Origin of the sequence: Sulfuricaulis limicola (assembly GCF_002355735.1) — a bacterium.
Taxonomy (GTDB): domain Bacteria; phylum Pseudomonadota; class Gammaproteobacteria; order Acidiferrobacterales; family Sulfurifustaceae; genus Sulfuricaulis; species Sulfuricaulis limicola.
Genome location: NZ_AP014879.1, coordinates 2,748,599 through 2,762,968, shown reverse-complemented (window position 1 = coordinate 2,762,968; position 14,370 = coordinate 2,748,599). Strand labels below are relative to the sequence as shown.

Annotated in this window: 15 protein-coding genes; 3 read left to right on the top strand and 12 right to left on the bottom strand. The window is 63.1% G+C overall.

All coding sequences use genetic code 11. From position 1 onward, the window contains the following. Positions 1-2 precede the first annotated feature (2 nt). The 12 genes from SCL_RS13415 to cutA form a co-directional block, all read right to left on the bottom strand. Entirely contained in the window at positions 3-425 is a 423-nt protein-coding gene (locus tag SCL_RS13415) for a GNAT family N-acetyltransferase (protein ID WP_096361684.1), read from the bottom strand. Positions 426-428: 3 nt separating this feature from the next. Then, positions 429-2,000: a bifunctional phosphoribosylaminoimidazolecarboxamide formyltransferase/IMP cyclohydrolase gene (purH, locus tag SCL_RS13410; RefSeq protein WP_096361683.1), complete on the bottom strand. Its 1,572-nt coding sequence runs from the start codon at positions 1,998-2,000 to the stop codon at positions 429-431. A 262-nt stretch (positions 2,001-2,262) separates the two neighbouring features. Further along, positions 2,263-2,505 (bottom strand): DNA-binding transcriptional regulator Fis, encoded by a 243-nt coding sequence (gene fis / locus SCL_RS13405; protein WP_096361682.1) that lies wholly within the window; start codon positions 2,503-2,505, stop codon positions 2,263-2,265. Then, positions 2,502-3,488 (bottom strand): tRNA dihydrouridine synthase DusB, encoded by a 987-nt coding sequence (gene dusB / locus SCL_RS13400; RefSeq protein ID WP_096361681.1) that lies wholly within the window; start codon positions 3,486-3,488, stop codon positions 2,502-2,504. Before dusB ends, fis begins: the two co-directional genes overlap by 4 nt. Positions 3,489-3,720: 232 nt before the next feature. After that, entirely contained in the window at positions 3,721-4,521 is an 801-nt protein-coding gene (locus tag SCL_RS13395) for a zinc-ribbon and DUF3426 domain-containing protein (protein WP_096361994.1), read from the bottom strand. 127 nt (positions 4,522-4,648) lie between these two features. Continuing rightward, positions 4,649-5,533 (bottom strand): 50S ribosomal protein L11 methyltransferase, encoded by an 885-nt coding sequence (gene prmA / locus SCL_RS13390; protein WP_096361680.1) that lies wholly within the window; start codon positions 5,531-5,533, stop codon positions 4,649-4,651. 53 nt (positions 5,534-5,586) lie between these two features. Then, the gene (gene accC, locus SCL_RS13385; RefSeq protein ID WP_096361679.1) at positions 5,587-6,927 is read right to left on the bottom strand and encodes an acetyl-CoA carboxylase biotin carboxylase subunit; all 1,341 of its coding nucleotides are present in this window, start codon (positions 6,925-6,927) and stop codon (positions 5,587-5,589) included. Positions 6,928-6,930: 3 nt separating this feature from the next. Continuing rightward, positions 6,931-7,395: an acetyl-CoA carboxylase biotin carboxyl carrier protein gene (gene accB / locus SCL_RS13380; protein WP_096361678.1), complete on the bottom strand. Its 465-nt coding sequence runs from the start codon at positions 7,393-7,395 to the stop codon at positions 6,931-6,933. Positions 7,396-7,404: 9 nt separating this feature from the next. After that, a complete protein-coding gene (aroQ, locus tag SCL_RS13375) occupies positions 7,405-7,845 on the bottom strand; it encodes a type II 3-dehydroquinate dehydratase (RefSeq protein ID WP_096361677.1) in 441 nt (146 codons plus the stop codon). Between the two features lie 227 nt (positions 7,846-8,072). Further along, on the bottom strand, positions 8,073-8,627 hold the full coding sequence (locus SCL_RS13370; protein WP_096361676.1) for a TlpA family protein disulfide reductase: 555 nt from the start codon (positions 8,625-8,627) through the stop codon (positions 8,073-8,075). A gap of 24 nt (positions 8,628-8,651) precedes the next feature. After that, entirely contained in the window at positions 8,652-10,946 is a 2,295-nt protein-coding gene (locus SCL_RS13365) for a protein-disulfide reductase DsbD (RefSeq protein WP_096361675.1), read from the bottom strand. Next, on the bottom strand, positions 10,943-11,326 hold the full coding sequence (cutA, locus tag SCL_RS13360; protein WP_231969819.1) for a divalent-cation tolerance protein CutA: 384 nt from the start codon (positions 11,324-11,326) through the stop codon (positions 10,943-10,945). Before cutA ends, SCL_RS13365 begins: the two co-directional genes overlap by 4 nt. An 89-nt stretch (positions 11,327-11,415) precedes the next feature. Here cutA and SCL_RS13355 point away from each other — a divergent pair, with 89 nt between their 5' ends. From SCL_RS13355 to groL, 3 genes are all read left to right on the top strand, one after another. Further along, the gene (locus SCL_RS13355) at positions 11,416-11,847 is read left to right on the top strand and encodes an FxsA family protein (RefSeq protein ID WP_096361674.1); all 432 of its coding nucleotides are present in this window, start codon (positions 11,416-11,418) and stop codon (positions 11,845-11,847) included. A 176-nt stretch (positions 11,848-12,023) separates the two neighbouring features. Next, entirely contained in the window at positions 12,024-12,314 is a 291-nt protein-coding gene (gene groES, locus SCL_RS13350) for a co-chaperone GroES (protein ID WP_096361673.1), read from the top strand. A gap of 40 nt (positions 12,315-12,354) precedes the next feature. Then, on the top strand, positions 12,355-14,010 hold the full coding sequence (groL, locus tag SCL_RS13345; protein ID WP_096361672.1) for a chaperonin GroEL: 1,656 nt from the start codon (positions 12,355-12,357) through the stop codon (positions 14,008-14,010). Positions 14,011-14,370 lie beyond the last annotated feature (360 nt).

Below are 14,370 nucleotides of genomic sequence, written 5' to 3'. Positions count from 1 at the left end.
GGCTAATCCAGTTTGAGGCTGAAGTGGTGCCACACGATGTTCATGCCGTGGCACAGGTAGAACCGGTGCGCGTCGAAGCGCTGCACGCCCGAATCCAGATGAAATTCATGGCAGCCCGCCGCACGCGCCTGCTCCACCAGCCAGTCGAACAGGCGGCTGCCGTAACCGGTGGAGCGGCAGGTGGCGTGCGTCACGAGATCGTCCACATAGAGGATTTTGCCGCAGCACAGCATCTCCAGGAACCGGTAGCCGGCCACCGAGCGTATCTCGCCCTCGTCTTCGAGATAGGCCAGCAGATAGCCCGTCTGCTGCTGCCGGTGCACGCGGGCGACGAAGTCCTGCCCGGTCAGGTGCGGCCGCAGCTCGGCCATGACCGGATAGCAGCGCGCGATGTCGGCCTCGGTCTCGGCGAGCGCGATTTTCATGGCTCAGTGACGGAAGTGGCGCATGCCGGTGAACACCATGGCGATGCCATGCTGGTCGGCGGCCTCGATGACCTCCTTGTCACGCATCGAGCCGCCCGGCTGGATCACGGCGGTGACGCCGGTCTCGGCCGCCTGGTCGAGTCCGTCGCGGAAGGGGAAGAAGGCGTCCGAGGCCATGACGCTGCCGCGCACCTCGAGGCCGGCGTCGGTGGCCTTGATCGAGGCGATGCGCGCGCTGTACACGCGGCTCATCTGGCCGGCGCCGACGCCGACGGTGCGGCCTTCCTTGCAGTAGACAATCGCGTTGGACTTGACGAACTTGACCACCTTCCACGCGAACAGCAGGTCACGCAGCTCCTGCGGGTTCGGCTGGCGTTGGGTGACGACCTTGAGTTCCTTTTCCGTGATCTGGCCGTGGTCGGCGTCCTGCACCAGCAGGCCGCCGGTGACGCGCCGGTAGTCCAGCTGCGCCGGGCGCGTCGCCCCCCAGGCGCCGGTTTCGAGCACGCGCACATTGGGTTTGCCCGCGAGGATTGGTTTGGCGTCGTCATGGATCGCGGGCGCGACGATGACCTCCACGAACTGGCGCTCGAGGATGGCCTTGGCCGTGGCCGCATCCAGCGGGCGGTTGAAGGCGATGATGCCACCGAAGGCCGAGGTCGGGTCGGTGACATAGGCATGCTGGTAGGCGTCGAGCACGGTGTCGGCAATGGCCACGCCGCAGGGGTTGGCGTGCTTGACGATGACGCAGGCGGTTTCGTCGAAGGACTTCACGCACTCGAGCGCGGCGTCGGCGTCGGCGATATTGTTGAACGACAGCTCCTTGCCCTGCAGCATCCGGGCGGTCGCAACACAGGCCTCGGCCGGACGGCGCTCGACGTAGAACGCCGCTTTCTGGTGCGGGTTCTCGCCGTAGCGCAGGCCCATGGCGTGCCGGAACTGCATGTTGAAAGTGTCCGGGAAATCAGCGCGCGTGCCGCCCGGCTGTTCGCGCCCGAGGTAATTGGCAATGGCACCGTCGTAGGCGGCCGTGTGCGCGAAGGCCTTCGTGGCAAGGCGAAAACGGGTGGCATCGCTCACGTTGCCTTGGTGCTGTTTCATTTCCTCGAGCACCGCGCCGTAATCGGCGGCGTCCACGATGACGGTCACGGCGCCGTGATTCTTGGCCGCGGCGCGCAGCAGCGTCGGGCCGCCGATGTCGATGTTCTCGATCGCGTCGTCGAGGCGGCAGTCCTGGCGCGCCACGGTTTCCTCGAACGGATAAAGATTGACCACGACCAGATCGATGGGCGGGATGTCGCGCTGCTGCATGGCCTGCACATGGCTGTCGAGGTCGCGCCGGCCAAGGATGCCGCCGTGGATTTTCGGGTGCAGCGTCTTGACGCGCCCATCGAGCATTTCCGGAAAGCCGGTGTAGTCCGAGACTTCGGTCACCGCCACGCCGTTGTCGGCCAGCAGTTTGGCGGTGCCGCCGGTGGACAGGATTTCGACCTTGAGGGCGCGCAGCGCGCGGGCGAATTCGACCACGCCGCTTTTGTCGGAAACGCTGATCAGCGCACGGCGGATGGTGGTCATGAGCGGCGGAATCGCAATGAAAAGTTGGGAACGCGGATTCTAAATTCCGCGACCCGCTTCCGCAATCGAATCCGCGAGAAGCTATCTCAAAAACGTCGCGAGCGGCCGTCAGCCGGGTGAGGGTGAGGCGGAGATTTTTCACGAACGTCCGGTGGACGTTCGTACCGCCGAACGGGCCGCCAGGGATGGCGGCCCCGGACTTTCCCGCGGAGCCGGAGGCGCAGCGGGAAAGGAGCGCAGACAGCAGTTTTGGAGATAGCTTCTAGAGGAGTTTGTACTGCTTGAGTTTCTTGCGCAGGGTATTGCGATTGATGCCGAGGATTTCCGCGGCCTTGCACTGGTTGCTCTTGACGTGGCGCATGACGATCTCGAGCAGCGGTTTTTCCACCTCGCTGATCACCATGTCGTACACGCCCGCGGTTTTCTCGCCGTTGAGGTCGTGGAAGTAGCGTTCCATCGACTGTTTCACGCACGCCGCCAGCGGCGCCTTGCGGTCCTTGGTCATGCCGCGAGCTCCAGGGCCTCGGCGCGCGCATCGAAGAATTCGCGCACCATGGCCAGCTGCGCTTCGCGCGTCTCGACCTGGTTGACGCGGTGACGGAAGGCCGCGCCGTCGCGCAGGCCCTTGCTGTACCAGGAGATGTGCTTGCGCGCCATGCGCACGCCGCTGTGTTCGCCGTAGAACGCGTACAGGGTTTCGAGGTGGTCGAGCAGGGTGTCACGCACCTCCGTCACCGGTGGCGGCACGAGCTTCTCGCCGGTGCTCAGGTAATGCGCGATCTCGCGGAAGATCCAGGGATTGCCCTGGGCGGCGCGGCCGATCATGAGCCCGTCGGCGCCGGTGGCGCGCAGCACCAGGGCCGCCTTCTCGGGCGTGCCGATGTCGCCGTTGGCGATCACCGGGATTTTCACCACCGCCTTGATGGCGGCAATGGTGTCGTATTCGGCCTCGCCCTGAAACGCGTCGGCGCGGGTGCGCCCGTGCACCGCGAGCGCCTGGATGCCGTTGTCCTCGGCAATGCGTGCGATGGCCGGGCCATTTTTATTGGCTCGATCCCAGCCGGTGCGGATCTTGAGCGTTACCGGAACATCGACGCTTTTAACGACCGCTTCAAGAATTTCAGCGACGAGCTTTTCATTCTGCATCAGCGCCGAACCGGCGTAGACGTTGCAGATCTTCTTGGCCGGGCAGCCCATGTTGATGTCGATGATCTGGGCGCCGTTGTCCACGTTGTAACGCGCGGCCTGCGCCATCATGGCCGGGTCCGAGCCCACGATTTGCACCGCGCGCGGGTCGTCCTCGCCGGTGTGATCGGCGCGGCGCAGGGTCTTCTTGCTGCCCCACAGCAGGGAATTGGACGACACCATTTCCGAGGCCGCCATGCCGGCACCGAGCTTCCGGCACAACGTGCGGAAGGGTCTGTCGGTGACTCCGGCCATGGGCGCGAGGAACAGATTATTTTTCAGTTCGTAAGGTCCGATTCTCATGATCGGCTTGCTCTACCCTGAACGTCGGGAAAGGGCGGCAATCTTAACCAGAAACTCCAAGCGCAGGGAAGAGGGGACGCGATGAACGGTGAAAGAATATTTATATTCCCGGATCGAGCACGCGGGATGACGGAAGGATATATGGATTCAACGATTTCATCCGGCTTCACTTTGCGCGATAAGCGGGTGAAGCGCAAAAGAAAATCTGTTTCAGTGCACGGAGCGCAGCGTATCAGGGCGTGACCAGCCGGATTTCGTAGCCGACGGCCTTGCCCTCGGGATTGGTGACATCCAGCAGCGCCGTGGCGACTATATTGGGCGTCAGCGCGCCTTCCAGCGGTGCTTCCGAATAATGGATGGGGGAAAAAATCCGGCGCGCAATGACGTCGCCGGTGCTGCTGGTCAGGCTCACCTCCATTGCCGGATAAGCCTGGCGATACGCGGCGCGATTGACCAGGGTGGCGCGTATGCGTAGCGCGTTCTCGTATTGCGGATGCGGCGCGATGCTGGTCTGGAGCAGCTCGATGCGTCCCACGTCGCGCAGCGGGCGCAGTTCGCAGCCGGCGTACAGGCAGATATCCACCAGCCAGGGCCGCCATTCCGGGATGGTGGCGAGCTCGTTGCGGTAGGAGTACACGAACTGGCCGGCCAGCAGCAGCGCTAATGCAAAGCTTCCCAGACCCCAGAACACGGACCGGATGCGCGTCCGCGGGTGCGCGAACAGCGGCTGTTTCGTGATGACGGGAATACCGGCCTCATGGGCCAGTTTCTCATCGATGGCATGGAGCTTGTCGCTGCGCCGTCTGTTGGCGCGGCGCCGGGTTTTCACGGCGGGCCGGCGCTTGTCATTTTTGGCCGCCGCTATTTCTTCGACGGTTCTGGCCGGCTGCGTCTCCGGTTGTACCTGCAGTAATCGCTGCTCGGCGTGAAATATCGCGGAGCAGATGCCGCAGCGCACCATGCCGCCGCGCGCCTCGATCTGCGCGGGCGTGACTTTAAATGTCGTGAGGCAGGCGGGGCACTGGGTGTACATTTGTTAATTGCCTGAAATAAGAGTTTTCACCGCAGAGTGCGCAGAGATCGCAGAGAAGGAAAAACAGGTTTCATGAATTTTCTCCGCGCGCTCTGCGCTCTCCGCGGTTGATATTCATATATCCAGCTTAGTCCGGTTTGCGCCCCACGAGCAGCACCCACTGTTGCCGCTCGCGCTGCTCCAGGGCGAACGGCGGCTCGTAATGCGGCCGCACCTCCGCGGCCTGATCGCTGCCGAGCAGGCCTGACAGCACCAGCCAGCCGCCCGGCCGCACCCGTGATTTGATCTCCGCGGCCAGCTCGATCAGCGTCCCGAACAGAATATTGGCGATCACGATGTCGGCCTGAAAGTCCGGCGGCAGTTCGGAAGGCAACATGACGTGCATCCCGTCGTGGATGCCGTTGTGCACCGCGTTGCGGCGCGTAACCTCGAGCGCCTGCGCGTCGATGTCCACGGCATACGCGTCACGCGCGCCGAGCCTGAGTGCGGCGATGGAGAGAATGCCCGAGCCGCAGCCGTAATCGAGCAGGGTTTTTCCCGCGAGCGATTGTTCCGAGAGCCATTGCAGGCATAGCGAGGTGGTCGGGTGGTCGCCGGTGCCGAAGGCGAGGCCGGGATCGAGAATGATATTCACGGCATCCGGTTCGGGCGGGGCGCACCAGCTCGGGACCACCCACAGGCCGCGGCCGACCTGGAGCGGCTTGTAGTGCGCCATCCACGAGTGCGCCCAGTCTTCGTCGCCGAGCAGGTCGATTTCATGCGGCGGCAGTTCCGGAAGATTCATCAGCTCACGCGACCGCGCAAGGATGTCGTCGGTATTGGTGTGTTCCGGGAACAGGCCGGTGACTTTCACCTGTGACCAGATCGGATTTTTGTCCCAGTGGGTTTCGAACAGCGGTTGGTCGGCCGCGTCCTCGAGCGTCACCGAGATCGCGCCCCATTCCTCGAACGCGTCCGCGAGGATCTGGGCGTGCTTTTCATCCGCGCGCAGTTTCAGTTTGAGCCAGGGCATAGACTGGTGAATCGCAAGTCGTTGACCGGTTCACGACTCACGATTTACGGGTTTCAGAGACCAAGCTTCTTCTGCAGGTAATGGATGTTCACGCCGCCGCGGATGAAGGCGGCGTCGTTCATGATGTCCTGGTGCAGGTGAATGTTGGTCTTGATGCCTTCCACCACCATCTCGGACAGGGCGATGCGCATGCGCGCCAGCGCCATCTCGCGCGTGTCGCCGTAGGCGATGAGCTTGCCGATCATGGAGTCGTAGTACGGCGGCACGAAATAGTTGGTGTACACGTGCGAGTCCACGCGGATGCCGGGGCCGCCGGGCGGGTGCCAGGCGGTGATGCGTCCCGGCGACGGGATGAAATTTTTCGGATCTTCGGCGTTGATGCGGCATTCGATGGCGTGCCCGCGCCAGACGATGTCCTTCTGGCGGTAGGCCAGCCGCTCGCCCGCGGCGATGAGCAGCTGCTGCCTTACGATGTCCACGCCGGTGACCATCTCGGTGACCGGGTGCTCCACCTGCACGCGCGTGTTCATCTCGATGAAATAGAACTCGCCGTCCTGGTACAGGAATTCAAACGTGCCGGCCCCCCGGTAGCCGATCTTGCGGCAGGCCTCGGCGCAGCGCTCGCCGATCTTGTGCCGCAGTTTCTCGGGAAGGCCCGGCGCCGGGCATTCCTCGACCACTTTCTGATGGCGTCGCTGCATCGAGCAGTCGCGCTCGCCGAGGTGGATCGCATGCCCGTGGGTGTCGGCCAGCACCTGGAATTCGATGTGGCGCGGGTTGTCGAGGTATTTCTCCATGTACACGGTGTCGTTGCCGAAGGCCGCCTTGGCCTCGGACTTGGTGAGCGTCAGGGCGTTGAGCAGCGCCGCCTCGGTGTGCACCACGCGCATGCCCTTGCCGCCGCCGCCGGCCGCGGCCTTGATCAGCACCGGGTAGCCGATATGCGCCGCCAGCCGGTGGACTTCCTTGTCGTCGCCGCCGACCGGGCCGTCGGAGCCGGGCACGCAGGGCACGCCGGCCTTTTTCATGGCCTTGATCGCGGAGATCTTGTCGCCCATCAGGCGGATGGTCTCGGCCTTGGGGCCGATGAAAATGAAACCGCTCTGTTCCACGCGCTCGGCGAAGTCGGCATTCTCCGAAAGGAAACCGTAGCCGGGATGGATTGCCTGGGCGTCGGTGACCTCGGCGGCGCTGATCACGGCCGGGATGTTCAGGTAGCTGTCGCTGGCGCGTGCCGGGCCGATGCACACGGACTCGTCGGCGAGCTTGACGTACTTGGCCTCGCGGTCGGCTTCGGAATGGAGCGCCACGGTGCGGATGCCGAGCGCGCGGCAGGCGCGCTGGATGCGCAGCGCGATCTCGCCGCGGTTGGCGATGACGACTTTCTCGATCATGGTTTATTCGATAATGAAGAGGGCTTCGCCGTATTCCACCGGCTGGCCGTTTTCCTTGAGGATGGCCTTGACCACCCCGGCCTTGTCGGACTCGATCTCGTTCATCATCTTCATGGCCTCGATGATGCACAGGGTGTCGCCGACCTTGACCTGGCTGCCGATATCCACGAACGACGCGGCGCCGGGCGCGGAGGAGCGATAGAAGGTGCCGACCATGGGCGAGGCCACGGCATGCCCGGCCGGCGTTTCCACCACCGGGGCGGCGGCTGCGGTCGGGGCCGTGGCTGCCGGCGTCGCGGCCGGCGCGGCATGGTGCGGTGCGATATGCGTTGGCGCCATGTGCACGACCGGGCTGCCCGTGGGGCTGCGGCTGATGCGGATGGCCTCTTCGCCTTCGCGGATTTCGATCTCGGCGAGACTCGATTCCTCCAGCATCTCGATGAGTTTTTTGACTTTGCGTATGTCCATGGGTCTTCCCTATTTTTTCAATCGTTCAATGGCGGCCGCGAGCGCCAGTTCGTAGCCCTGGGCACCGAGGCCGCTGATCACGCCAACGGCGAGATCGGAGAAATAAGAATGTTTGCGGAACGCCTCACGCGCGTGCACGTTCGACAGGTGTACCTCGATAAACGGGATATGCGTGGCGGCCAGGGCGTCGCGCAAGGCCACGCTGGTGTGGGTGAAAGCGGCCGGGTTTAACAGCACAAAGGCGACCTTGTCCTGCATGGCCTGCTGCACCCGCCCGACCAGTTCATGCTCGGCATTGCTCTGGTAGAAGCTGGCGCGGTGGCCGGCGGCCTCGGCCTGTTTGGCCAGCCGTTGATTGATGATTTCGAGCGTGGTGCTGCCGTAATGCTCCGGCTCGCGCACTCCCAACAGATTGAGGTTGGGGCCGTTCAGTACCAGGATTTCAGCCATATGTCCTTTGGCTTTGCAGGGTTGTCACAACCGGTGAAGACTGGATTTTCAGTAAACGGCGGAAACTTTCCGTGTTCAGGCATTGATTTGTCGCTATCTTCTCAGTTCAAAATATTGTGCATGCTAAAGGCCGTTTTGTCCAGCAAAAACCCTGTAAAAACAGGATCGCCGGAATTCGGCAAAAATAGCCGAAAGATAAGCACAAATAGGCTTGGAATTGAGGGGATTTAGAGTTTTTCAGGGCTCAGCAACGGCTCGACCAAGCTTTCAAGTTCGTTCCGGGTAAAGGCGCCCAATTTGCGCGCGGCGATGGCGCCACCGCGATCGATGATGACGGTAAATGGCAGGGCCCCCATGTTGTTGCCGTAGCGGGCGACCAGGTCGAGGGCCTCGTCACCACCCATCAGGACGGGGTAATTGATGCCGGCGGACTGGCGATACGGCCTGACCGCGGTTTCATTGTCGATGGCGACGCTGACCACCTGCAGGCCCTCGGCCGCGCGCTGTTTCTGTAAGGCGATAAGCAGCGGTATCTCCTCGCGGCACGGCGGGCACCAGGTGGCCCAGAAATTCAGCACGATGACCTTGCCGCGCCACTCCTCGAGGGAATGATTTTTGCCGTCCAGTTCGGGCAGGGTGAAATTGATCAACTCGCCGCCGCCGTAGGTCTTGGTGGCGGTGATCCCGGAATCCGGGCGCAGCGTCTGGGCCAGCCAGTAGCCGCCGATCAGGGCCACCACTGCCGCGATCAGGAGCAGGAGATTTTTGAGCGAGGCAGACATCGGGTGTTTCGTCTGTGAATACGCTCAGAGTTTGCCGATCAGGGACAGCAGTTCGTCGGCGTCATGGAATCCGTAAATCGGCCCCCCGCTGGCCGGCTCGCCTTTGCTGTTCACCAGCACCAGCGCTGGCGGACCATAAACCCGGAAACGCTTTTTCATCGCCTCGACTTCACCATCACCGGTATTGGTGACATCGGGCTGCAGCCGCGCAAACCCGGCCAGCGCCTGGCGCACGCGCGGGTCGGCGAAGGTAGCCTTTTCCATGCGCAGGCAGTCGGTGCACCAGTCGGCGTAATAATCGATGATCACCGGCTTGCCCGCGGTCCTGGCGTCGGCCATCCGCTTATCGAGATCGTTCAGGCTGCGGATGCGCTCGAACAGCGGTCCCTCGGTCGTGCTTGACGTGGCCGAGGGGCCGGGCGCGACCGACGTGGACATCGAAGACAACGGCAGCGGGTGCAGGAAGTCACGCTGGCCGGTGAATCCGCCCAGCAGCGCCAGTACACCCCAGATCAACAGGAACGTGCCCGCACCCTTGATGAGATAACGCCAGCCGCTCGCACCCTCCGGCAGGCTCTGGGTGGCGCCGAGGTAGACACCGCCGATGATGAAGTAGGCGGCCCACAGGAACAACACCGGCACTTGCGGCAGGTAACCGAGCAGATAGATGGCGACGGCAATCAGCAGCGCGCCGAACAGGTGCTTCACGCTGTCCATCCATTTGCCGGCCCGGGGCAGCAGGAAGCCGGCGCCGATGCCAAGCGCGACCAGGATCGCGCCCTGGCCGTGCGCCAGCGCGAACATGATGGCGCCGCCCAGCACCGGGTCCTGCGCCAGGATGGCGCCGCCCAGCACCGAGACCAGCACCGGCGAGACGCAGGCTCCTATTATGAGCGCCGAGACCAGTCCGAGGATGAAAGCCCCGATCAGTTCGCCGCCGAACCACCCCTTGGCCTGCTGGTGCACGCGGCTGGAGTGGTGGTGCAGCAGCGACTGGATCGAGGACGGCACTTGCAATTGATAGAAGCCGAACATCGACAGCGCCAGCAGCACCAGGATCACGGCGAAGCTGCCGATGGCCCAGGGCGTCTGAAAATAGGCCTGCAGTTGTGCCCCGGTGGCGCCGGCCACGGCCCCGGCCACGGTGTAAGTGAGCGCGGTGCCGAGCACGTAGCTGTACGACAGCAGCCCGCCGCGCAGCTTGGTGACATGCGTGCCCTCGGCGCCGACGATGATGCCCGAAAGGATCGGCACCATCGGCAGCACGCAGGGCGTGAAGGTCAGCAGCAAACCGGCGCCGAATGCGCCCAGCAGCGCGAGCAGGAATTTGACGTTATCGCGCGGAGTGGTGTCGGCGGGCACCGGCGGCTCGACCGGAGCCTGCGCCATGCTCAACACGCCGCCGCGAAACTGCACGCCGAAGGTTTTGGTCGCCGGCGGATAGCAGATGGATACGCCTTTTTCCGAACAACCCTGGTACGTTATTTTGAGCCGCAGGTCCCGGTCACCGGCGCCCAGGCCCGTAAGCGGCAGCAGCGTTTCGAAACCCTGTTCGTAGACCTCGGTCTTGCCGATGAACTCGTCGACTTTGATTTTGCCCGGTGGCAGCGTGACGTCGCCGAGACGCGCATCGGACAATGGCGCGCCATCGGTGCCCGTCAATTCGAACTTCGTCTTGTCACGATAGAGATAACAGCAGTCGGCGATGTCGATGCGCGCCAGCAGCGTGGCGTTGTCGCGCGCCGAGACGCTGACCTGGAACGCCTGCTCCGGGTTCGGCGGTTCCAGTTCGCTGCCCGGGGCGAGACTGCGCGTGAGGTCCTTGAGAGAGCTGATCTTGTCGGACGTGTCGGCGGCCGGTGCGATGACGGTGGCGGGCTTCGCCTTGCCCGGCGGCAATTTGAATTCGACCTCTTTCACGATCGGCGGATAACACACACCCACCGGTTCGTTGCAGCCCTGCGCGGTGATGCGCACGCGTGCCGTGGCAGCGCCATCAGCACGCGTGTACGGCACGCGAATTTTCACGGATTTTGTGTAGGTTTCGACCTGACCGAACAGCGGATCGTCTTTTTTCTTGCCGCGCGGGATGACCGGCTGCTTCAGTTGCGTGCCGTCCAGCGCCTCGAATTTGAACTTGTCCCGGTACATGTAATACCCGGGGGCGATCTTCCAGCTGGCTTCGAGCGCAGTCTCGCTGACCGTGCGTGTGCTCAGGCGGAAGGCCTGGTCGGCTTCGAGCAGTTCATCCTCCGGCGCAGCGGCATGTGCCGGCGACAACAGCAGGAGCAACAGGGCGGCAAGGGATTTCATCGTCATGTTTTATCCGGGTTGCGAATCCAGGCGAGATAGTCGGGCAGGCCGTCGGCGATAGGGACCGCGATGACCTCGGGAAGTTCATAGGGGTGCAGCTCCCGGATGCGTTTCTCGATGGAGCTGTAGGCGTCTGTCATGGATTTGATGATCAGTAACTGTTCAGCCGCCGATTCCACCCGGCCTTTCCACAGGTAGATGGATTGGGCGACCGGCAGGATATTGACGCAGGCGGCGAGGCGTTCCTGCACCAGCGCCCGCGCCACGCGTTCCGCCGCTTGCGTGTCTGGACAGGTTGTCAGCACCAGCTGGTATTCATGCCGTTTCATCAGGTTGGCGTTCCGTTGCCCGCCGGAGATGACGGCGCGGGATTCCGATTTATTCATTGTAGCGAAACGGCGGTGAACGCGCCCCGGATGCGGGGCCGCGGCCAACCGGGTTATGCTGCGGTTTTGACGGCACGGGGTGCGGCTTCATGCTTTTGCTGTTGTTGCTGGTCATGGCGGTGGCCGAGATCGCGGTATTCATCCAGGTCGGTTCACATCTCGGCGTGGGCCTGACCCTGCTGCTGGTGTTCGTCAGCGCCGTGTTCGGCATCTGGCTGGTACGTACCCAGGGCTTTGCCGCCGCGACCCGGGTTCAGGCCATGATCGCGCAGGGCGAGTCGCCGGCGCTGGGGATGCTGGAGGGCCTGGCCTTGCTGGCGGCCGGTGTACTGCTGGTGATCCCGGGTTTCCTGACCGACGTTGCGGCCTTTGCCCTGCTGATTCCTCCACTGCGGCGGGGGATTATCCGGCTATACCTGCGCCGGGCCCGGTTGGAAGGTACCGTTACCCGCCACGCTCCCGAAGCCGGCAGGCCCGACCAGCGCCCCCCGCTGGAGGGGGAGTCCCGCCGCGAGGACTGACTTCTTCCCGGTTGACAAGAATCGGCTTGCGATTATCATTAGCACTCACTTGAATCGAGTGCTAACAATCCCGGCACCCGGTTTTTCAGGGTTTTTTGGTGTTTCCAGCCGTTCAGGAAAGATTGCAGAAGGAGAACAGCATGAGTGTACAACCCGCTATCAAAGGAGAATCGTCTGTGAAAATCCGTCCGCTGCACGACCGCGTGATCGTGCGCCGTCTCGAAGAAGAGCGTAAGTCCCCCGGTGGCATCGTCATCCCCGACTCCGCCAAGGAAAAGCCGATTCAGGGCGAGGTGCTCGCCGTGGGTCACGGCAAGATCCTCGAAGACGGCAAGGTCCGTCCGCTGGACGTCAAGGTCGGCGACAAGATCCTCTTCGGCAAGTACTCCGGCACCGAGGTCAAGGTCGGCAACGAAGAGCTGCTCGTGATGCGTGAAGAAGACATCATGGGCGTGGTCGAGAAGTAATCAAAGTAATCATCTGAACGAATTCTGAAGAGAGGAAACTATGGCTGCTAAAGACGTATTGTTTGGCGATCCCGCCCGCACGCGCATGCTGCGCGGCGTCAACATCCTGGCCGACGCGGTGAAAATCACGCTCGGTCCCAAGGGCCGCAACGTGGTGCTGGAAAAATCCTTCGGCGCCCCGACGGTGACCAAGGACGGCGTCAGCGTCGCCAAGGAAATCGAACTGAAGGACAAATACGAGAACATGGGCGCGCAGATGGTGAAGGAAGTCGCGAGCAAGACTTCCGACGTGGCCGGCGACGGCACCACCACGGCGACCGTGCTGGCCCAGGCGATGCTGCGTGAGGGCCTGAAGTCGGTGGCCGCCGGCATGAACCCGATGGACCTGAAGCGCGGCATCGACAAGGCCGTGGCCGCGGCGGTCGAGGCGCTGAAGAAGATCTCCAAGCCCTGTTCCGATCCGAAAGAGATCGCCCAGGTGGGCACCATCTCCGCCAACTCCGACTCGTCCATCGGCAAGATCATCGCCGATGCCATGGAGAAGGTCGGCAAGGAAGGCGTGATCACGGTTGAAGAAGGCTCAGGTCTCGATAACGAACTGGACACCGTGGAAGGCATGCAGTTCGACCGCGGCTATCTGTCGCCGTACTTCATCAACAAGCAGGAGACGATGAGCGCCGAGCTCGAGAATCCGTCGATCCTGATCTACGACAAGAAGATCTCCAACATCCGCGAAATGCTGCCGATCCTGGAAGGCGTGGCCAAGCAGGGCCGTCCGCTGTTGATCGTTTCCGAGGACGTCGAGGGCGAAGCGCTCGCGACCCTGGTGGTGAACAACATCCGCGGCATCCTCAAGGTCTGCGCCGTCAAGGCCCCGGGCTTTGGTGACCGCCGCAAGGCCATGCTGCAGGATGTCGCCATCCTGACGGCGGGCACGGTGATCTCCGAGGAGCTCGGCATGAGTCTCGAGAAGGCCGATACCAGCCTGCTCGGTTCCGCCAAGCGCGTGGTGGTGGACAAGGAAAACACCACGATTATCGATGGCGCCGGCAAGAAGCAGGACATCGAGGCCCGCATCAAGCAGATCAAGGCCCAGATCGAGGAAGCCACCAGCGACTACGACAAAGAGAAGCTGCAGGAACGCATGGCCAAGCTGGCCGGCGGCGTCGCCGTCATCAAGGTCGGGGCCGCGACCGAGATGGAAATGAAAGAGAAGAAGGCGCGCGTGGAAGACGCGCTGCATGCGACCCGCGCCGCGGTGGAAGAAGGTATCGTCCCGGGCGGTGGCGTGGCGCTGGTGCGCGCCGTCACGGCGATCAAGGGCCTCAAGGGCGACAACCACGACCAGGACGTCGGCATCCAGATCGCGGTGCGTGCCATGCAGGAACCGCTGCGCCAGATCGTGGAGAACGGCGGTATCGAGGGCTCGGTGGTGTACCACAAGGTCGCCGAGAGCAAGGACACCAACTACGGTTATAACGCCGCGACCGACGAGTACGGCGACATGCTGAAGATGGGCATCCTCGACCCGACCAAGGTGACGCGTACCGCGCTGCAAAACGCGGCCTCCGTCGCCGCCCTCATGATCACGACCGAAGCCATGGTTGCCGAAACGCCGAAGGAAGAATCTCACGGCGGCGGCGGTGGCATGGGCGGGATGGGTGGTATGGGCGGCATGGGCGGGATGGATATGTAATTGTCGTTCCGGCACCTGCTGTAAAACTGAAAGCCCCGCGTATGCGGGGCTTTCTTTTTGGCTGGTCGTCGTCCCCGCGGAGGCTACTTTGCCTGTCATTCCCGCGAAAGCAGGGTGAGGCGGAGTTTTCACGAACACACTTAACGTGTGTTCGTGCCGCCGAACGGGTGCAACGAAGTGTGTTGCACCCCGGGCAGCAACAGGTACTTTGAATGGTTCGCGCGCTCCGCGCGCGACTCAAAAGCATAATTGCGGTTTCCGCACCGCGGGCGGGTGACTTTTCTTTGCTCGTGTAAAGAGAAGTCACCAAGAGAAAGCACGCCCGGCGCCGCCGACCTCTTCCTGCGCTTCTCGCCCGCC